The organism is Glaciibacter kafniensis, assembly GCF_039538945.1.
GTDB classification, from domain to species: domain Bacteria; phylum Actinomycetota; class Actinomycetes; order Actinomycetales; family Microbacteriaceae; genus Cryobacterium; species Cryobacterium kafniensis.
In genome coordinates this window covers 311361-329953 of the sequence record NZ_BAABCN010000007.1, presented here as the reverse complement: position 1 = coordinate 329953, position 18593 = coordinate 311361, and the positions used below count along the sequence as shown (strand labels likewise).

General features: G+C 60.2%; 19 protein-coding genes and 1 pseudogene. 4 read left to right on the top strand and 16 right to left on the bottom strand.

Annotation, left to right across the window (positions count from 1 at the left end; all coding sequences use genetic code 11):
* Window positions 1–19: 19 nt before the first annotated feature.
* On the bottom strand, window positions 20–238 hold the full coding sequence (locus tag ABD791_RS13105; RefSeq protein ID WP_345067361.1) for a hypothetical protein: 219 nt from the start codon (window positions 236–238) through the stop codon (window positions 20–22).
* 151 nt (window positions 239–389) lie between these two features.
* Window positions 390–611 (bottom strand): hypothetical protein, encoded by a 222-nt coding sequence (locus ABD791_RS13100; RefSeq protein ID WP_345067358.1) that lies wholly within the window; start codon window positions 609–611, stop codon window positions 390–392.
* 116 nt (window positions 612–727) lie between these two features.
* Here ABD791_RS13100 and ABD791_RS13095 point away from each other — a divergent pair, with 116 nt between their 5' ends.
* Complete coding sequence (locus ABD791_RS13095; RefSeq protein WP_345067356.1) at window positions 728–1411, top strand: YdeI/OmpD-associated family protein; 684 nt, start codon at window positions 728–730, stop codon at window positions 1409–1411.
* Here ABD791_RS13095 and mtnN read toward each other — a convergent pair.
* The 6 genes from mtnN to ABD791_RS13065 form a co-directional block, all read right to left on the bottom strand.
* Complete coding sequence (mtnN, locus tag ABD791_RS13090; RefSeq protein WP_345067353.1) at window positions 1402–2148, bottom strand: 5'-methylthioadenosine/S-adenosylhomocysteine nucleosidase; 747 nt, start codon at window positions 2146–2148, stop codon at window positions 1402–1404. The two genes, ABD791_RS13095 and mtnN, sit on opposite strands and share 10 nt — an antisense overlap.
* The gene (locus ABD791_RS13085; protein ID WP_345067350.1) at window positions 2145–2612 is read right to left on the bottom strand and encodes an S-ribosylhomocysteine lyase; all 468 of its coding nucleotides are present in this window, start codon (window positions 2610–2612) and stop codon (window positions 2145–2147) included. Before ABD791_RS13085 ends, mtnN begins: the two co-directional genes overlap by 4 nt.
* 175 nt (window positions 2613–2787) lie before the next feature.
* Window positions 2788–3243 (bottom strand): nitroreductase/quinone reductase family protein, encoded by a 456-nt coding sequence (locus ABD791_RS13080; protein WP_345067347.1) that lies wholly within the window; start codon window positions 3241–3243, stop codon window positions 2788–2790.
* Window positions 3244–3372: 129 nt separating this feature from the next.
* Window positions 3373–3888 (bottom strand): bifunctional nuclease family protein, encoded by a 516-nt coding sequence (locus tag ABD791_RS13075; protein ID WP_345067344.1) that lies wholly within the window; start codon window positions 3886–3888, stop codon window positions 3373–3375.
* 226 nt (window positions 3889–4114) lie between these two features.
* The gene (locus ABD791_RS13070; RefSeq protein ID WP_345067341.1) at window positions 4115–4495 is read right to left on the bottom strand and encodes an SHOCT domain-containing protein; all 381 of its coding nucleotides are present in this window, start codon (window positions 4493–4495) and stop codon (window positions 4115–4117) included.
* A 164-nt stretch (window positions 4496–4659) separates the two neighbouring features.
* Complete coding sequence (locus ABD791_RS13065; protein WP_345067339.1) at window positions 4660–5589, bottom strand: oxygenase MpaB family protein; 930 nt, start codon at window positions 5587–5589, stop codon at window positions 4660–4662.
* A 205-nt stretch (window positions 5590–5794) separates the two neighbouring features.
* Here ABD791_RS13065 and ABD791_RS13060 point away from each other — a divergent pair, with 205 nt between their 5' ends.
* Window positions 5795–6100 (top strand): NIPSNAP family protein, encoded by a 306-nt coding sequence (locus tag ABD791_RS13060; RefSeq protein ID WP_345067336.1) that lies wholly within the window; start codon window positions 5795–5797, stop codon window positions 6098–6100.
* A gap of 187 nt (window positions 6101–6287) precedes the next feature.
* On the opposite strand, the gene ABD791_RS13055 is transcribed toward ABD791_RS13060, so the two are convergent.
* Both ABD791_RS13055 and ABD791_RS13050 read right to left on the bottom strand, forming a co-directional pair.
* Window positions 6288–7445, bottom strand: a complete 1158-nt coding sequence (locus tag ABD791_RS13055; RefSeq protein WP_345067333.1) for a Fic family protein — start codon at window positions 7443–7445, stop codon at window positions 6288–6290.
* A 277-nt stretch (window positions 7446–7722) separates the two neighbouring features.
* The gene (locus ABD791_RS13050) at window positions 7723–8442 is read right to left on the bottom strand and encodes a YaaC family protein (RefSeq protein WP_345067330.1); all 720 of its coding nucleotides are present in this window, start codon (window positions 8440–8442) and stop codon (window positions 7723–7725) included.
* A 477-nt stretch (window positions 8443–8919) separates the two neighbouring features.
* On the opposite strand from ABD791_RS13050, the gene ABD791_RS13045 reads away from it, so the two are divergent.
* A complete protein-coding gene (locus ABD791_RS13045; RefSeq protein ID WP_345067327.1) occupies window positions 8920–10062 on the top strand; it encodes a hypothetical protein in 1143 nt (380 codons plus the stop codon).
* Between the two features lie 292 nt (window positions 10063–10354).
* On the opposite strand, the gene ABD791_RS13040 is transcribed toward ABD791_RS13045, so the two are convergent.
* The 3 genes and pseudogenes from ABD791_RS13040 to ABD791_RS13030 form a co-directional block, all read right to left on the bottom strand.
* Window positions 10355–11719 carry an SNIPE associated domain-containing protein gene (locus ABD791_RS13040; RefSeq protein ID WP_345067324.1) on the bottom strand — a complete coding sequence of 455 codons (1365 nt, stop codon included), beginning with the start codon at window positions 11717–11719 and terminating at the stop codon, window positions 10355–10357.
* Entirely contained in the window at window positions 11716–12963 is a 1248-nt protein-coding gene (locus ABD791_RS13035) for a hypothetical protein (protein WP_345067322.1), read from the bottom strand. The genes ABD791_RS13040 and ABD791_RS13035 overlap by 4 nt, the downstream gene beginning before the upstream one ends.
* 132 nt (window positions 12964–13095) lie before the next feature.
* A pseudogene (locus ABD791_RS13030) lies at window positions 13096–13302 on the bottom strand (ribonucleotide-diphosphate reductase subunit beta); the annotation flags it as partial.
* Between the two features lie 71 nt (window positions 13303–13373).
* On the opposite strand from ABD791_RS13030, the gene ABD791_RS13025 reads away from it, so the two are divergent.
* The gene (locus tag ABD791_RS13025; protein ID WP_345067319.1) at window positions 13374–14090 is read left to right on the top strand and encodes a hypothetical protein; all 717 of its coding nucleotides are present in this window, start codon (window positions 13374–13376) and stop codon (window positions 14088–14090) included.
* Window positions 14091–14131: 41 nt separating this feature from the next.
* Here ABD791_RS13025 and ABD791_RS13020 read toward each other — a convergent pair whose 3' ends face one another.
* From ABD791_RS13020 to ABD791_RS21265, 3 genes are all read right to left on the bottom strand, one after another.
* Window positions 14132–17167 carry an SIR2 family protein gene (locus ABD791_RS13020; RefSeq protein WP_345067316.1) on the bottom strand — a complete coding sequence of 1012 codons (3036 nt, stop codon included), beginning with the start codon at window positions 17165–17167 and terminating at the stop codon, window positions 14132–14134.
* Window positions 17168–17638: 471 nt separating this feature from the next.
* On the bottom strand, window positions 17639–17896 hold the full coding sequence (locus ABD791_RS13010) for a hypothetical protein (RefSeq protein ID WP_345067313.1): 258 nt from the start codon (window positions 17894–17896) through the stop codon (window positions 17639–17641).
* 36 nt (window positions 17897–17932) lie between these two features.
* Complete coding sequence (locus ABD791_RS21265; RefSeq protein WP_425562254.1) at window positions 17933–18568, bottom strand: zinc-ribbon domain-containing protein; 636 nt, start codon at window positions 18566–18568, stop codon at window positions 17933–17935.
* Window positions 18569–18593: the final 25 nt, after the last annotated feature.

Sequence of the window (18593 nt, the reverse complement as noted above, 5' to 3'; positions counted from 1 at the left end):
TGAACTCCACGGGCGAGACTCAGTCGACCGGTTCGCTTTGAGTCTGGATGAAGGATTGCGCTTCGCGGCTCAGTTGCAGATGCGATTCGCTCAGCTCGATGTTCGCGATCCGCTCAATTTCTTCTCGTACTGCAGCGCTGAGCGGCGCGCTCACGTCCTGTTGAATCTCGTGTTTCTGCTCGATTGTCAGGTGAGGCCACCATACTTCTACGGCGGGGAGTTCGGATTGAAGTGTCATCGTGTCTCCGTTTCTAACCTGCGGCTTGTGTTCTGCTTCGAAGGAAACCAAGCGTCTCCATCGAACCTATCGGTGGGACCGCGATATGCGGAAATAGCAAGGCCATGAGCCGACAATCAGCGCCGCTCTGTCCCGGCCCCCATGCGGGCGCCTATTCTGAGCTCGCGCCGTCGCCATCCGCCGCGGGGATCTCCTCGTCGCGTTCAGTAGAAGGTTCCGAGAGAATGCCCTGATCCTCCTCGTCAGGATTGTCTGCAGCTGCAGATTCATCCGTCGCTTGGCTGGTCGGTTTCTCGAAGCGTTCTGGTTTCTCGTCTGCCGGCACTCCCTCGGGATAGTCGTCGGTGGAGTTGTCGCTGGCCTTCTCGCTCATCAGACACCCTTCTTTCCTGCGTGAACACTGACGATATTTCCAACCTAGGGCGTGATCTAGCCATCTTCAAGACTGTGGAAAGCAGGACTTTCGGCACGTTCTGGCAGACTCGTGCCATGACGACGATCGGCACGCCGGGCGGCACACCAGAGCGGCCGGCGATCTTCTTCGCCTCGCCCGAGGAGTTTCGCGCCTGGCTCGAGGCGAACCACGCCACCGCGACCGAACTGTGGATGGGCCTGTACAAGAAGCACGTGCCCGACGGCGGCCTCACCTGGGAGCAGGCCGTTCCCGAGGCTCTGTGCTTCGGCTGGATCGACTCGGTCTCCCAGCGCATCGACGAGGATGCGCGGCGCCAGCGCTGGACGCCACGCAAGACCTCCAGCATCTGGTCGAGCGTCAACATCGCACTGGTCGAGAAACTCACCGCAGAGGGGCGGATGCGCGAGCCCGGCCTCGCCGCGTTCGAGCGTCGGCGTGAAGACAGATCGGGGGTGTACTCCCACGAGAGTCCCGACCGGGAGTTGCCGCCAGAGGCCGCGGCGCTGCTGGCCGCGAATCCCGCTGCGACTGCCTTCTGGGAGGCAGCCACGGCGAGCTACCGTCGACAGGTCATCCACTGGGCACTCACGGCGAAGCAGGAGGCCACCCGCGAGCGACGATTGGCCCAGCTCATCGACGACAGTGCGGCCGGTCGGCTGGTTGCGTTTCAGCGCTATGGCGACGTGCCGAAGTGGGCCGAGCGCGCCGCCGAGGCGGCGCGAGCGGCGGCATCCGCTTCACCGCCCGATCAGGCCTGAGCGCGGGCGCCCGCCACACCCACGAGAGCGTCAATCGCGGAGATGACCACAGATGCCGACTGCGTCGCCGCGTCATCCACTTGATCCCGGAAGTCGTCGTGGGCGGCTGGTCCGCAGAGGTCTGAAATGCCGCGCACGGAGATGAACGGAACCCCGTAGACGTGGCAGGTCTGAGCGATGGCGGATGACTCCATGTCGGTCGCCAGCGCTCCCTGAAAATCGCGGGTGATGACCTCCGCTCGGGCCGGCGTCACAAAGCTGTAGCTGGAGACGATGAGGCCCTGGTGCACGGCACCGGCCCGGAGCTTTTGAGACGTGAGGATCGCCTCTGCCACATGTTCCGCCGCGAGATAGTTCGCCGGCATTCCCGGAACCTGGCCGAGCTTGTAGCCGAAGGCGCGAGCATCCGCATCGACGTTGATGTAGTCGGTTCCGACGACCACGTCTCCGACACGAACCTCTGCACCCAACCCGCCGGCACTGCCAGCACTGATGACCAGCGGAAGGCTCTGCCCTCCTTCGCGCTGCGCGTGGAGGATTGCGGTGGTTGCCGCTCCTGCCGCGTTGACGAGGCCGATTCCGGTTCGCACGAGCACGACGGGGTGACCGCCGAGAACCACGTTGCGGTGAACCGCGTTTCCGACCTTCCTGGCGGGGCCGACATTTTCGGCGCGGGCGAGGAAGGGCTCAAGTTCGTCGTCCATCGCAACAAGGATGGCGAGTGCAGGCGTGGTCACGCGAAGACCACGTTCCACTTCTCGCGACCGGCGAGAAAGCCGGCGGCCACAGCTTGGGCGTCTTCGAGGGAGTGGTTGGCGCCCCAGCCGCATTGCACTTCATTCGCAGCCGGCACCGAGTCCGCACGCAGAATGTCGTTGAGCGTCACCTCGATCAGCGCGGCGACCTCGTCGAAATCGGGGGCGCCCTGCATGATCAGATAGAAACCCGTCTGGCAGCCCATCGGCGAGAAGTCGATGACCTTCTCGGAATGGTTGCGTGAGTGCTCGGCGAAGAGGTGCTCAAGCGAGTGCACGGCCTTCATCTCGAGGTGGTCGACATTGGGCTGGGTGAACCGCACGTCGAACTTGGTGATCACGTCACCACCCGGAAGCCGTTTCGTGTCAGCGACCCGCACGTAGGGGGCAGCAACGAGACGGTGGTCGAGGTTGAAGGATTCGACGTTCATGCGCTCTGGGTTCATTTTCATCATTCTGTTCGAGTTCGGGGCTGTCGCGCTCGTGCAACCGACATGTCAGGTCACATCTGCTGCCCGCCCAGGGACCGTCCGGCGAGAGTGCTCAGTCGCACGAGGTCGTCAATCTAGACCCTCACGAGGATAGCTGGCGTGACTTGTGGTCAGCTGCACACACGCGCAGTCAGCGCGGGGTGAGACGGATGATGGGAATCACCCGGTCGGTGGTCGTCTCGTACTTGGCGTAATTCGGGGACTGCGTTGTGATCATCCGCCAGGCCTCATCCCGTTCTGCGCCGTGCAGTTGTGCGGCGGTAACGTTGATGCGCTGCCCCGCAAACTCGATGCGAACCGCGGCGGGATTCGCTGCGAGGTTGAAATACCACGAGGGATTGCGTGCAGCGCCCGCTGCCGACGCCACAATGAGCTTGCTGTCGCCCCCACCGGGAAACCAGCCCACGGGAGTCAACCGCTCCGCTCCGGACTTTCTCCCTTTCGTCACCAGCACCAGAACCTGCGCATGCCCGAGCGAGCCGGTGCGACGGATGTGGCCGAGCATCCGCTGGTTCGCCCAGCGCTCGATTCGGTTGCTGCCGGGCTGGCGGGCCCCGCGCGTTCCGTTCGGAGTGTCGAATGCCATGATTTCGTCTCCTCTACTCCTCTACTCCTCGTCTTCTCGTTGTCTTCTCGTCGTCTTCTCGTTGTCCTTCTGCAGGAAGGCCAGCACTCGTGACCACGCACGACGGGCGGTACGTCGGCGCGGCCGGCGTCAGCCTTGAAAGTCCTCCGGGTCGACGTGTTCGATAAATTCCTTGAACTCGTCGAGGGTTTGCTCTCCGTCAGGCTCCTCCTCTTCGGTGCGCGCGGATTCCACCAACGCGGCGGGAATTCCCTCTTCCTCCAACACGTCGTCGGCGACAAAGATCGGTGCTTCGGCGCGCAGGGCGAGTGCGATGGAATCCGAGGGCCGGGCATCGAGCACGAGTGAGCCGGCTGCGATGCCGAGAGTGATCTCGGCGTAGAAGGTGCCTTGCTCGATGCGGGTGACGTCCACCCGTTCGACGTGGGCACCAACGGTGTCGAGCAGCGTCTTCATGAGATCGTGCGACTGCGGCCGCGGCGGCGTTTCGCCGCTGAGGGCGATCAGGGTGGACGTCGCTTCCTGCTCGCCCACCGCGATCGGCAGCAGGTTGCCAACGGCCGGCGCCTCTGCGACCGGTTTCAGCAGGATGATGTGTTCGCCCTCGTTGTCGAGCGCAATCCCGAAAACGCGTACTTGAACCATGGCGACTCCCGTCGGATCATCGGGTGTGACACCGCCATCGTACGTCCGGTCTCCGGTCGCGGACCATGAGACTGCCGTGGGACCTTCCGAGAGACCGGGGAGCGGGCCGCGGTCGGAGCCGTTCAGGCTCGCGTTCTGTTGTTTGCGATTCCCCACAGCCACAAGAAGGACGGATGCCGAAGCATCCGCCCTTCACCGAACTCGACGACTCGCCACGCCTCTGTGCCTATGCGCGCAGTGCGTTTGCTTTCAACGTTTCGAACTCGGCGGGTGTAATGGCGCCGCTGTCGAGGAGTCGTTTTGCGGACTCGATCTCGTTCGCCGCCGAGTTTTGGCTCGCGACCGAGCGGATGTAATCGTCAGTCTGCCCTCTCGCCTCGCGCGACGATGCGGCGGCACGCTGGCCCATGCTTTGGCCGCGCACGATCAAGTAGATGAAGGCGCCAAGGAAGGGCAGGAAAACCAAGAACAGCACCCAGAGCGCCTTCGCCCAGCCACTGAGGTCTGGAGCTCGGAACACGTCAATGATGACCCTGACGAATATCGCGATGCACGAGATGAAGATGTAGAACCAGAAGAACCAGACGAAGAAATCCCAGATGCTCATGTCAAACTCCGATCCGGCGAGGTGCCACTCACTCTCGCTCCGGCACGAAGATATTGCTCGGCGCAAGCAGATGCATCACCCGAACCGGGTGGCACGACCGCGAAAATCGAGCCCGTCGTTGGCGCCAACGGCTTGCGGTTCATCTGAATTCGACGGCCCGACTATCAGAGGTCCCTCTGCTCATTTGCGGGAGACGTTGCCGCCTCCAGCCGTGCGATCCTGGCCCTGGCGTTCTGTTCACTCGGCGACACCGGGCCGAGCATGCGTACCCCGCCGACAAGTAGCGCGCGGGTCAGCGTCACCGCCGGCCACCACGGGCGCCGCAGGCCGAGCAGTTCGCGCTGGTGCCGGTCAAGGGACGCCACCGCCCCGCCGAACAGGACCGGATACAGCCGACCCGTCATGCCTGGCAGCCGAGGCTTCCGCAGAAAACGAACTGCCTCTGCAACGCGCGCGTCAGGTTTGGCCTCAACGAGAAAGGCGTCCATCTCGGCGTGGAGTTCTGCGACGGTCGTCGGCGGCTGGGCCACTCCCATCAGCGAACCGGCCTGTGCCCATTCGCGCACGTAGGCATCCGGCCCGCCAGGGATCGGTCCGCCCCAGAGCGCATGGGCACCGAGGAAGGCTTCGGTGAAAGCGTCATGCACCCAGCGCAGCAGCTCCTCGTCGTTCGCTGCATACGCGCGTTCGGCGCCGCGGGCGTCGACGTAGGTTCCCGTCACGTGCTCGTGCAGTCGCGACACGAAAGCGGATGCCGCCGTCGCGCTGGCCCGGTCGCCGAACGTCGTCGTAGCCACCCACCGCACGGTGCCGTCGAGGCGTCCGAGCGGATCCTCGCGGTAGCGCGACCAGTCGTGCACGCCGGCCATCGCTCCGGGATGCAGGGTCTGCAGTAGCAACGCGCGGATGCCGGCGACCAGCGTCGGCAGCGCCCCATTGACCGCCCAGACGGCGCTGCCGGGCCCGAAGAATCCGGCGTCCGTTCCGTCGGCGAGTGCGTGGGTCCAGGCCGGAGGTTCGCGGCGCCCTGCGCGCCCGGGCCGCCAGCGTGTGGCGTTGGCTTGCGGGGAGGTGGCCGTGCGGCGATCACTCATGTCTCGAGGCTAGTCCGGGTCGACTCCGCACGACTGCAGATCTGCCGGGAACGCGGTGCTCTGCCGTGGACCGGCAGCTCGGTGACGACCGCCAGGAGCGCCTCGGGCCGTCAGTCAGGCATCCATTCCGCGGCACGTGCGACCTCGAAGATGGGAGCATGAGATCGACGCAAAACTGCCCGCCCCCACCGAGACGGAAGACTCAATGATCACGATCCACCTTCGCTATGAGATCGACGCCGACAAGCTCGACGATTTTCGCGCATACGGCCAAGAGTGGATTCGGCTCGTCAACAAGCTCGGCGGCACACATCACGGGTACTTCCTGCCCAGCGAAGGCGACAGTGATGAAGCATTTGCGCTTTTCACCTTCGATTCGCTCGCTGCCTACGAGCAGTACCGCGCGGCGGCAGCCACCGACCCGGAGTGCATCGCTGCCTTCGAGTTCGCCAAGCGCACGCAGTGCATCCGCCGCTACGAACGCCGCTTTCTCTCGCCCGTATTCGAGTAGCTGGGATGTTGTGATGGCGGATGCCGCGGCATCCGCCGACCTGAGGCCCCGGCGCCGGTCGTCGGCCTCACCAGACAGAACCGACAGGATCGCCGGTTCACGTCGGTGACGCTCTTCGGGAACATCGGATCGTAGCCCAGGTTTATCAGCGCCCCACGATCCAGGTAGTCGGAACCTACGCTTCAGGCTAGAGGGGATCGTTTCTCAGTATCGTCGGGAGGAATCCGAGTGCATCAAGCTGGTGAACGATGTGAACGGTGAGATCGTTCGGTGCAAACGCGAGTCGATAAGATCGCGGGGAGTTCTCGAGTGGAATCAAAAGCCCTCGATCAACGATCTTCCGTATCGCTTGGCTCCGAGTCGATGGTGATCCAGGCAGAGCCGAGGCCAGATCCCCAGCCTTGACCACAGTTTTCTGGGCGACAACCCGGAGCGCAGCCGCTTCGCTCGCGGTAAGTCGACCGGAATCCCGCAATCGTTCAATCGCGGGATGGAGAAGTCTTGTCACAACAAAATCCCCATCAGTGAGACTGGTCAATCTCAAGAGATCAGTCTTCAGCCCTGTGAGCACGTAGGTGCACCACGCGACGATTCCATCATTGTCCAGCGCGTCGGCCCGTTCGAGATTGTCATAGTACGCAGCGCGGTCGGCCCCGAAGACCGCTGTCGGATTCAACGCACGGTAGCCGGAAGTAGCCGTGAAGCCCTGCTTGACGAGCATGGCATACGTGAGCAGTCGGGACACCCGACCATTTCCATTTCCGAATGGGTGAATCCAGAGGAACCGATGGTGAACGATAGCTGACTGCAAGAGCTGCTTGTGCGGCTCCACTTCAACATTTGCAAAGGCGATAAGCGCACTCATGCTGTCAAGTACATCGGAGGGGAACGGCGGCTGATGTTTCGCGCCGCCGATGGCCACCTCACCCAGTCGGTACGCACCGGGGGTCAGATCTCCTTCGCGCCTCAAGCCCGACACGACGAGCCGATGCAGCTCTCGAATATAGATGTGGGTAATCGGGCCGGCGTGAACCGTCTCGTCGATGAAATCAATGGCCTTTTGAATATTGAGAATTTCCTCGACGCCATCGTTTGCGTTTTCTTCGCCTCCGCTACTCCCCTTCGAGCGGGCGGCGCCCAGCACAGCGTCCAAGAGAGAAGTTCGGTTTCCTTCGATTCGAGCCGACATGATGCTCGTCAGCAGCTGGAAAAGTTCTTTCAATTGAAAGAAAACAATTGGTGGTGTTGAACCACTTCCCAATTCGGCACGAGCTCGCTCAAGTCCAATTACAGCGCGACTCAATTCGCTGTCGAAATCGAAGTGCGGATACTCAATCGGCTTCACACCACTATTTTATACGTGCTCACGCACTAATTAATTGAAACCGACAGAGATACCCTTATTTCACACGAACAAATGCAAATCGCCCCGCTGAACTATTTAATTCAGTGCCAGGATTAGTTCTCAACCGACCCTGTATTGGAACGACAAAGGTGTGTGTTTCAAAGCGAATGATTTGATTTAGAAGCCCAGTCCGCGTCTTCAGCGTTGACAGCTCGACCGACGACCGACGACCGACGACCGACGACCGACGACCGACGTTGGCACGGGCGTTGGACTCCTAACTATTGAGGCCGGTTAGAGCCTCCGCGATCAGATCGGGCACGGCGTCTACAGCAGCGTCCAGAACATGCTCAATCTTTGAAGCAATTGGACTGGATGAAATCGACAAGGCCGCCGTCCAGTCGCTTGGTGAGTATCGCGCCACCATCGACAAAGCGTAGAGGACCAACCACCACGACATGAGGGGTTGAAGACTCTTTTCGCTTGACCCAACCGACGGCAGGATCAGATCGTGGCGACGATAAACGGACGAGGACGTTGGCCGAAAGTATCCGCTCTTTATCTCAAGATCATCCATAGAAGGAACGAGCAAATGGACCTTCTCCTGAGATCTCACGACCTTGCCATCTGGATCTACCCCGATGTCGAATCCGCGCAGCGCCGGGTATCGATCGATGACAGACCGAACGTCAGCCACAGCGGCTCCGCCCTCGCGGCCGAGAAACGGCACGCCCACATCCCACCCATATGGCGGGTCTCCCATCGGACCGGAACCGGCGTAGATTCCAGAGTCATGGAGTTCTGGCAGCCAATCGTCGACCGTCCCAAACTCCAAACGAAACTCTGGAATTTGGCTTAGCAGCTCACCAATCACCGCTTCTCCCACATCGAGAGGGGAATTGAGCGCGATGGACACTCGCGAGAACAAGTCAACATTGCTCGGCTCAAGTTTCACTGGCGCCCCCAGCAACCCAATACGTTTGTCGAGTTGGGACACGAACTTAAGTCCATGACCTGAAGCCTTCCAGACCTCGGCTTCCCGCGTCGAAGCACGCGGGCCTAATGCAGCGCTCGCTGCAGCAATCGCTCTCCCGGCTTGCGAAGCCCCTTAGAACAGGTTTAGTGGTCGGCTCTCGTAACCGATAGCGGCAGCCGCAGTAAATTGCTGTTGCGCCTGCTCCAAAGCCATTTGAAACTCGTTCGCGCGGTCACCTCTCAGAACGGACTTCAGCCGAACGGGCGGATCTGCTCGAAATCGAACGAATGGTCCGCCAAGACTCAGCTGCGCTGTTGACTTCCATCATGAAATAGGTCTTCGGCAATTCTCATGCCCTTCGAAATCGTTGGCTCGCGCGTTGTCTCTCGCGAGACTACGGTGCATCCTGTTCAATCGTTGCGTCGACGTCCTTTTTCGAGGGGTTCAAAGCCGTCGCGGCGATGTGCCCTGAGCACCAATCAGTAGACGAAGGGCACGATGAACGTGGATCCGCGGTGGCTGCACGCCTCGGAGCAGGAGCTTGCCGCCGCAATGGCGACGGTGCATCGCGATTCGCGACCGAGCTGGGTGCCGACGAAGCGGCAGGTGCTCGTGCACGTGAACTTCTGTCTGATTCTCTGGTATCTCTTCTTCGTGTTGATGTTCTTCGGCATCCGCGTCGACTCCTACCAAGACGGCCAGGTCAGCGCGGCAGACATCGGCGGGCTGATGATTGGGGCGGCTGTGCTCGCCGTCTGGCTCTTCGGCACGTACTGGCTGCGCCGGTGGGCGGCCCAGCCACCATCGCCGCGAGCGCGCATGAAGGAATGGCGGCAGACACTCACCGCCCTCGCCAACGGTTTTGAACCGAAGCCGAGCCCCCGCGCGACGTTCGCTTCAGTCATCACGGTGGAGGGCAGCGGCATCCGCGAGTACCCTCGCTTTGTCGCGCCCGGCCTCGAAATTGGCAACCTGAGTCGCCGTTCAGGTCGCGCCGGAGAGTGGAACTACATCGCCATCACATTGTCCGACCCGCTGCCGCACCTCGTCCTGGCTGCCACCTCGAACGGCCGTATCAGCGCCAAGCTGCCCATCGGAATCGACCGGGAGCAGCGCCTGTCTCTGGAGGGCAATTTTGACCGGTGGTTCCAGGCCTACTCGACGCCCACGTACCGCATGGAGGCACTCTACGTTCTGACTCCGGATGTCATGGCGGCTCTCATCGATCACGCCAGCAGCTTCAACGTCGAGATCGTCGATGACATGCTGGTCTTCTTCACGCCCCAAGGCGCCGACTTCTCGGCAGCCGACACGTGGGATTCGGTGCACGCCATCCTCACACACGTGGCCCCTCGCGTCCTCGCGAAGGCGGGTCGCTACTTCGATGAACGGGTGCCCGGTCAGGAGATTCCTCGGGTTCTCGCGAAAATCACCGCTGAACTCGAGCACCCGCACACGCGCTGGGTCGAGCCGCAAGCGCTCATCGGCCCCGACGGGCGTCGCCTGAACATCCGTGATCGCAGAACCGGCGCGTGGTCGGTGCTCGGCGCCATCGGCTGGTTCGCGCTGCTCACGTTCCTCTACGCTGTGCCGGGAATCTTCGCCTTCGCAGGGTTCATGTCGATCGTTGACGGGCGGTAGCTCCGCCCTGGACACAGCTCTGGGGCAGGTCAGCACCGGGCAGGGAGCTGCTCCACGCGAATTGCGGTCGCCCCCGGCCGTCCGGGCGCGGTGTATCCCGCTGGGCGTGGTGAACACCCCGCGCCCAGCGGGATACACCGCGCCGAGGACCAGCACCGACTGACGTGAGGGCAGAAAGGGCCATACAACGCAAAAGTGCGGAGCCTCACCCTACCGAGGTATTTGCCACCTATTTGAGACCTGGTTTCTCGGGCTTCTCGCCCAGCAACGGAACCGGTTTCTTTCATCGGACTTAGGAATTCTCCGCGGAACTCTCGGAGGACCTGTCTCTTCCCTTGGGCCAGCGCCCCACCGATTGCATGTACTCGGTCGCGTCGGCGTGTTCTCGGAACTCGAGGAGGTTGCCGACCTTTTCCATCAGCACGTCCCGTACCTCTGCTGGGGATGCGAAGAAGAACTCTTTTCTGAAGTTGGCTTTGTTCAGTGCGCGTTCGGCGAAGTGTTTGTGGAGTTCGTTTTCGAGTGTGACAGCGTCTTCTGAGAAGTAGAGCGTGTGAATGTCGAACCGAAATGGAACGGATGCGCCGCTGAGTTCAGCGACTCGCTCGGTGGGTTCGAGCCGTCGAGTGAGACCGATTTTGACCACGTCTTGACCGAACGCACCACGGTTGGAAATCACGTAGATGTAGCCTGCTCGGATGTTCGCCGCCCGAAAGTCGTTGTCCGCTATCGCGGTGTCGACGTCTGCGAGTCGTCGCGCCAGGTCGAGGTCGTCGCCTCCTGATGCGCGGAGGGCGTTCAGCGTGTTGAGGAGGTGCTGGCGCTCCTTGTCGAGTCGCGCGCGTTCTTCAGCGAGTTCCTTTTCGACTCGGCGTTCTTCGCGGAGCTTTGCGCGTTCTTCACGTTCGGCTTCGCGCTCTTCTTGCTTTTTCATCAGCCAGTCGGCGGTCAGTTCTATCTCTTCGACTCTGAGATTGTGGAACTCGTCGCTGATGCGCATCTCCATCAACGAGCCGAGCTTCGCGATGGCGGTGCGGGAGGCGTCCAAACGCTTCCTCGCGGTCTGTACATTGCCGACTTTCAACGAACGGATGCTATTGTCCGCTTCCGCGTTGTACGCGCGGAGCATGAGCCGGGACAGGTCTCCGGTCATCCGGCGACCTTTCGCGAGCGAGTTGTCGAACGTGAAGAGGTTCGACTTGACGATGGCTAGGTCGGCTTTTACAACTTCGGCGATTCGCGCCTCGATGGCGTCGAGGCGTTCCCGGTAGAGCGCTGCGTCTTCCAACGGGTGGTGGTACCGGTAGATGCCGACCTCTTGCAAGACCCGCGCATCGTCCAGTTCGACGTAGTCGCTTTCGCCGGAGCGTGCGGCCGCGAGCTGCGCTCTCAGTTCCGCGTTCTCGGATTCGAGAAAGGACTCTCGGGCAGAGGCGTGAACGGTCGCCGATGTCGGCTCATCTACCGGTGCCGTCAGCTCAGACTCAGGCTGCGGCAGTGTTAAGCCGGCGTCGCCCGAAACCCACAGCTGCCAGCCGGCTGGGGCCGCCGGCCACGCGGGGTCAGGGGTCCAGCTCGCTGGTGGGCGCCATGCTGCCGGGGGCTTCGGCCACCCTGGGGGCGGGTTGAAGACGAGCCCGTCGGCTACGTCGGTCATGAGCGACGAACTCCGGAGCCGTTGGCTGGGACGAGGCCGAGTGGGTTCTTCGACAGTGCGGCGCCGAGGTGTTCGAGGGTCGCCACGGGCACTACCCCGGAAAGCTCAATCGCGTCAAATGTGGGGCGCGCGACACCGACGGCAACGAACGGTACGTAGGTTTCGGTTCCTGTAGCCGGGCTAATTGTCTGAGTTCCTACTTCGAGGGAGATGGATTGAATCAGCCCTCGCCGGTCGGCTTCAAAGACTTCGTGGAGGCTGCGCAACGCTACTTGGTGGACAATTCCGGCGTACCGGTCTTTCGAGTCTTTCTGTGATTGCTCTGTTGCAGCAATCTCGTCGCTGGCTTTGACATACCGGTACGACTTGACGGTCGGGATGAGGTCGGGCCCGGGCACGAGCACCCGCAGTCGAAGCTCCGCCGACGATGAGTCGAATTCTGACTCGTGATCGATTTCGAAGCTGTCTGGGTAGACCGAGTTCGCGATGACGATTCCGATGTACTCGTGGATTGCTGCGGCGTCCCCGTAGCCGAGGTTCGCGATGAGCTGGTCAACCGACGCGTTGTGCTCGGCAACTTCCGACTCACGGTTTGCGCACTCTGCCTCGTATCGGGCGCGTTCGATTGCAAGTTCGTCGATGCGTGCTTTCTCTGCAATCGCGTGCGCAGCAACTTGCTGGGCTTGGCGGCTTGGGAGGCTCGACGTCGATAGCTCCCAGGTTTGTCGTGCCGCGTTCAGTTCAGCGTCTGCTTGCGCTTCGGACTCAGCAAGCTTCTTCTTGCGCCCGAAGAGGCCGGTGGGTCGTTCTACGACCCGGCGGACGGGCTCTGCCGGTGCGACGAGTGCTGGGGGTGCCGGAATCGGCTTTTCGAGGTTTGGTCGCACAAACGGTGGGTGTTCCGCTTGCTTGCGCAGAGCTTCCAAGTCAACGTAGTCGTCAACGTCAAGTGTCGCGGTGAGCAAGTTGTCCAGCTGGTCGTAGCCGGCGAGAAGTGTGGCGTTGAGCTGTTCAGCTTCTGCTTGCATCGCGGTAATGTACGCGGCCGCCGCTTCCTTTTCCATCCGTTTGCGGTCAGCCTCGGACGCTCTCGCTGCTGCCAGCTGTGCTCGCTGCGCGGCGTTCTGCGCGCTCACGGCACGCTTGTAGGCCGCTTCCTGCTCACGTACAGCTGCCCGCTGGCGCTGCTCCGCAAGCCGGTTCTGGTGCTGAATCTCGGCCAGGAATCCTCGTCGACGTCCCATTTTGTTCCCCCTATAGACCAAATCCCAATGCTAGTGGTTGGTCCATTCCTTCGTAGTTGGCGCGAATGCCCTGCATTCCCCGATTCACCGAACGAGACCCCCAGACTGAGGGCCTCCAGCTTTCGCTCGGGCGTACTGGATCTCGTTCTCGTAGAACTCGTACATGAGATTGAAGGTGTAGTCCTTAATCTCATCGCGACGCTCCTGGGTCTCCTTCTCGAGACCCTTCTGGAACTTGTAACCGATGTAGCACCCGTGCACAGCCTCATCGCTAGTGATCAGACGAATGAGGTCGGCCGTGTTCGTGAGCTTAGCTCGCGACGACCAGTACATCGGCAAGAGAATTTGCAAGCTTCCGCCGACATCTTGCGCTTAGGATCCGCGCAAGTCTTGGGTGAGCAGATATCTTCATGATTGTGAACATATGGAACGGCTTCTGGGCGTTGGCCAACGAAAACCAGCTCGCAGCTACTGTCGTCGGCGGCATCATCCTGTGGCTGCTCCTTCGACTCGTTTCGTTGATCCCGAAGGTGGGCACGCCCTTTCGACGAGTACTAGCATGGCTCTGGTCGTGGCGACCAGTCAGTACGCGCCGCCATATGAGAGACATTTCGATGGCGAGGGCTGAGATGACAGCCGACATGGAACAAGTAGCGAAAACTGCAGCGCGTGCCCACGAAGAGAGCGAGCGTATCCTCGCGGCGTCCATCAAGGACTATTCAAAGATCCTGGCAGACGCCAAGCAACAGCAAAATAGTCCCGAGAATCCGTTGAGCGGGTGGGAGCCGGACCCTATCTTCTCTCCTATCGTGCCGTTGCCGGAACCACGATGGAGTGTCCGCATGGTTCACGAAACCACTGAGAGGTTCGAGTTGGTAAACGCGGTCCCGCGCAGCGTTGCGAAGGAAGTGCGGATAGAGGGAGACCAGGACATCAGGATCCTCGATGCCGGCCACTGGAATGACCTGTCGGGCGAGGCGGTGGGCCCCTTTCGAGGCTCACTTGCCGAGAAGGCATACCGCATGGGGGCGTATTTCACAGTCACGTGGTTCGATGAAAACAATCAGCCGAAGGAAAAGAGCGTCAACCTCGCGCGCGAAGTGATCTCAGCGCACATACCGTTCTGACGTTCCCAGGCCGGAGGCTAGCCAATGGTTCCGTCGTCCAACTAAGCTCCAGCAATCGCGGAGGCAGTGGGCTTCGGCAGAGCTACTTGATCTCTCTTGATAGCGATCTGCGCGCGCTGACGCTTCCTCTCCAGCTCTCGTGCCTGGGGGAGCTGGCGTAAGAGGAGCGCGTTGTGTCGCCGACGCTCCGCATCGTCCTTGTATTTAGTCCCTCTTGCGACGATGTCAACACACATACGGAGAATCGTGTCGTCCTCGGCGCCCGACGAGTTCTCCATGTACTTGTAGAGCAAAAGCATCAGGATCCAATTGCGCATGACCCACAGATTCCCCACGCCGCTGAGAACCGTTCGGGCCTTTTCGGCCCAGCCGGGCTCGGCCACTGCGACTAGGAAGTACACCGCAGATACGCGCTTTTCCACCGAGGTATCTGAGTCAAAGTCAGCGATGATGCGCTCAAGCGGGATCAAGAGCCGACGCGAGGCAAGGAACTCAGAGACTCCCGCAAAAGCGAATACCGCAGGAAGAAGCGTCTGCATGCTCCGCATGGCATCCGTGTGGAGATCTGCCGAATCCACAGGTTTCTCTTGAAGGGATGAGATCTCCTGAAATAGTTTCCGGTAATCCTGATCCCCTTCCATCGCCGAGGAAGTTGCGCCCCACTTGTTCAACAGAGAGTCAAGTACTCGTTGCTTCTGGACAACCTCGCCAGCCTGGTCTGCGTCACGTACGACTCTAGATGCCAGTTCGAGCGTCTGTAGTGCGCGCCAGAGAGGCGGGACATCTTCCTCTTTTGCGACTGGGAACGCTGGCGGATCATCATCGTTCGAGGCATCATCCATTGCGAGCTCCGCGCCAACGGCATCACCGAGTTCCTCAGCATCGGGAGGAATCTCCTCGAAGCTTGGGGTCATGAGTTCAAGTTCGGCGAACGCCGCCCCAGCGGATTCTTCCCAACGAATTGAATCGACCCACCGCTCTGCGCGCTCGAGCAAAACCGGGTCATGGCGTTGAATGGCGGCGTAATCAGATATCGCCGAAGCATAGTAGAGCGGGCGATCAAGTAGATGGTCTCTAAAATTCATCGACTTCTGGGCACGCTTCGCCGCGAAGAGATGAAGAAAGCTGCCGCGAGCGAAAACAACGAAGCCATTCCTCCGGATCAAGATTTGTCGCTCAAGGAAGTTGGTGAGAATGTCGATTGGGGATTCGGGCCACCCTAGGTCTTCAAGCGCAGAACTGAGTGCAGCCACGGTGGCCGACTCCACAGCGCCCAGTTCATCGTCTATGACGAATCCTTCAGCGAGACGCTCAAGCAATGTCATTTTCTGCTCGTGATCCAAATTGAAGCGCGCGTCCTCATGGGGGTCACCACGCCCCAGAAGCAACGCAACGAACTCCTCCAGGATCGATGTGGAGGAGGCATTTCCTCCCAACTCTCCATTTCGCTGATAGATATAGATAAGTTGCGCAACGTTGAATGGCGTCCTCGGCAGGTGTTCCGAACAGAGCAGTCCCCACACTTGCTCAGCGATTGCACCAAACGTCATGGGCGCGGCCATCTGTGCCATCTTCTCGATGTCACCTCGCTCCAGTCGCCCGAGATACCTCACTCGGCAACGGATGCCCGCCGCTTCCAGTTGCGACTGAACCGCTTCCTCTGTGCCCTGTCGGCAGGTCATCACAGTGAAACCGCGCGCCAACGAGGAAAGGTCGCGGACTGCTAGCTCTGAAAATGCAACGTAAGGACTGAAATCATCGATGACCAAAGCGACGGCTGGAATCTGCGTCTTTTTCCCCAGATGAAGTCCCGCCATCCGCCCCTCGCGGCGGATGAGATCTTCAAGCGGACGAAGTGATTTCTTGCATTGAGTAAAGTTTGTGTAAATGGGTGGCAACCCGTCGGCAACGTTTGACGCCTTCAGCGCAAGCCATCTCGCGGCAAAGCTAAGCCCAGATTTCTCATCCCCGACAAGTAGTATCACTTCGCCAGCTGCAAGATCCGCCTCCGGATCGATGCGCTTCAGGTCATCATTCCCTGATTTCAAGGACTTTTGAGATACATACTGTGCGTGGGGAATCGGCAGCAAGACAGGTTCGAGCGCAAGGTTCTCGATCGAAAGCTCCAGCTCTGCCCCCTCGGGGCGACCGATAACTTCCTCAATGAGTGACTGTTCAAACAGCTCACGGATCTCCGCGCCCCCGACAGCGACCATTCCTGACCCGGATGGAACAATATCGCTGAGCTCCGACGCCAGGGTGGTCAGAAACGGAGCCAGCTCATGATGCTCATCGCCATAGGTCACCAGCACCATATTGTCCGTGGCATGGAATCTGGTCAACATTTCAACTTCGGACTTGAGACAAAGGCGATAGTGGCTCAGTCCCGGGTTGGGGAACGTTTCTCTTTGCCATTCAAGAAAACGGGAGAAATTCGGGTCTGATAGCCCGCCGCCTACCCCGATGTAAACGATGCTCTTGCTGCTGGCGAAAGCGGACTGAATCGATTGGGCAGCGGGGCTGTCGAGCAACTTCCGATAGTCAGCCGAAGTAAATATGACCGAATCCGGATCGTTCCAAATTCCATGCAAATGTCCAACATCTGAAGATCTATGAGCGAGAACTCTCTGCATCGATTTGGCGTCATTCCAACTAGAGCTTCCTCGTTGCCCACACTGTTCGATCAACGTGTCGTAGTTCGTCGTGAGGATGGGGGCCGGCAATCCCAGAATCGCGTTCCCTAGCTCCTCTTCCCCCTTCTGAAGGGAACCAACTGTGCCTTTCAGCCAGTTCCGGTACCCAAGCCCATCAGTCGCTTTGAGCGCGTCCCCTACTTGAGTCGCGGCCTGAAGGAGAAACGAGCTGTCGTCGTCACTCGCGGCATCTATCATGCCGACAACAGCTTGTTTCCAACGGTCGTCCTTCACACCGATCTTGACTAGGTGATCGATACCATCTCGCACGAGTCCGATCCACCCGCTCAATTCGTGCTGGCGCGAAATTGCTTGGGACGCGCCCGTCCCGACCACAAGTACTGCGGAACGTGAGCGAAATGCCTCTATGAGCTCGAGATCCACGGACACCCTTTCAACGCAACAGATCGCTTCCGACGGTCACCTTCCGCAATACAGTGACTGCAAAACTCAGTAGGGCTGAGAAAACGACAGAGACTGTCGTTTCGCAAATTAGTTGACAGTATTCGCAAGTATTTGTCAGTGGAATACCTCCATTTGGGACAGTTTTCTTCGCATTCAACTTGGCACAACCTTGCAAGTGAAGCGCGTTGGTTCTGACTAGCGGTTTCCGTTAGCGCAAGATGGAGAAGTCACCGACGAGAATTGATTGGGCGCCGAGAGTTCCCCTCAGCGATTCCGGCCCATCCGCAACAAACCGTCCCAGCCCCTAAAGTCGCTGAATGCCCCCTCGGGGAGGCCTGGGAAGTCTTCGACCTCGGCGGTTGTCATAAGAGTGCCGTCTGCTTCGACCGAGAGGACCAGGACAATGGGACTGAGGCTAGCCGGGCGAAGTAGCTCGCGGGGCCAACGCCATTATCGGTCGCTCGGGGTATGCCGATTCCCGCGAACAACTGCGATCATCGTACTCGCGACGACGACGCCCGTCTCGTCGTACTTGTGCGCAACCCACATCGACTTGTCGAGCCGCTCAGTTTCGGGATCATTCCGCTTTGTCAGGTCCAGAACGAGCAGCTGCCCGAAAGGCACGTTCGCAGCCTGGTAAGCCACAGTTTGTGGCAGATACATCGCTTCGAGGGAGTCCTTATTCGACTTCTTGAGCTCTCGCTTCACCTCTGTAATGTAACGAATTCCGTCGTTGAAGTAGAGCTAGGGTGCAGCACTGACGCTCTCTTGCTCGGCTACCGCGTGCCAGCGCAAGTAGTCGGTGTATTCCCTGCAGTACCGGTCGGCACGCATCATCCGAATCTCGGTGAGGTAGGGCTTCCCGCATAGGCAGGTGAACCAGGCCCGTCGCGCGGAGCCAGGGTGCACATCCGCGGCAGTGAGCGCCCCATTGAGAGTCGGGTGCCAACGCTCGGCAATCTCCGGGCGCACGCTGGCGAGGTCCGTTTCGCCTTCGACAATGCGCCTGCCTGTGCATTTCGTGCATCCGATTCCCAACTTGGTTCTCACAGCGACGACACATTCGTAGTTGTGCCCGATGGGGCAGAGCCACCACATCTTCTTCTGTGATTGAGGAAGTACTTGATCTGCACGAAGCACTCCGTTCAAAGTTGGATGGAGCTCGGCGGCAATGTTGGGAAAAATGGTCGCTAAGTCAGTGAACCCTGGAAGAACGCGCCGTGAGGTGCACACCGGGCAGTTACCTCCACGTCGTACGCGGTCCACTACCGTTGATTTGAATGGGTGTCTCCGGCCGCAAATCCACCAGACAACGTCATACCGCTCGAGTAGAGCTAGTGGAGGCTCAACCGTTGCATTTCGCTCAGGATCCCATTGCACCGCATAGTACGGATACTTCTTGCCG

Coding starts and splice junctions, on each gene's coding strand:
- ABD791_RS13100 (WP_345067358.1), bottom strand. CDS start 611: ATGAGCGAGAAGGCCAGCGACAACTCCACCGACGACTATCCCGAGGGA.
- ABD791_RS13025 (WP_345067319.1), top strand. CDS start 13,374: ATGATTGTGAACATATGGAACGGCTTCTGGGCGTTGGCCAACGAAAAC.
- ABD791_RS13045 (WP_345067327.1), top strand. CDS start 8,920: ATGAACGTGGATCCGCGGTGGCTGCACGCCTCGGAGCAGGAGCTTGCC.
- ABD791_RS13065 (WP_345067339.1), bottom strand. CDS start 5,589: ATGAGTGATCGCCGCACGGCCACCTCCCCGCAAGCCAACGCCACACGC.
- ABD791_RS13095 (WP_345067356.1), top strand. CDS start 728: ATGACGACGATCGGCACGCCGGGCGGCACACCAGAGCGGCCGGCGATC.
- ABD791_RS13040 (WP_345067324.1), bottom strand. CDS start 11,719: ATGACCGACGTAGCCGACGGGCTCGTCTTCAACCCGCCCCCAGGGTGG.
- ABD791_RS13080 (WP_345067347.1), bottom strand. CDS start 3,243: ATGGCATTCGACACTCCGAACGGAACGCGCGGGGCCCGCCAGCCCGGC.
- ABD791_RS13035 (WP_345067322.1), bottom strand. CDS start 12,963: ATGGGACGTCGACGAGGATTCCTGGCCGAGATTCAGCACCAGAACCGG.
- ABD791_RS13060 (WP_345067336.1), top strand. CDS start 5,795: ATGATCACGATCCACCTTCGCTATGAGATCGACGCCGACAAGCTCGAC.
- ABD791_RS13105 (WP_345067361.1), bottom strand. CDS start 238: ATGACACTTCAATCCGAACTCCCCGCCGTAGAAGTATGGTGGCCTCAC.
- ABD791_RS13070 (WP_345067341.1), bottom strand. CDS start 4,495: ATGAGCATCTGGGATTTCTTCGTCTGGTTCTTCTGGTTCTACATCTTC.
- ABD791_RS13085 (WP_345067350.1), bottom strand. CDS start 2,612: ATGAACCCAGAGCGCATGAACGTCGAATCCTTCAACCTCGACCACCGT.
- ABD791_RS13075 (WP_345067344.1), bottom strand. CDS start 3,888: ATGGTTCAAGTACGCGTTTTCGGGATTGCGCTCGACAACGAGGGCGAA.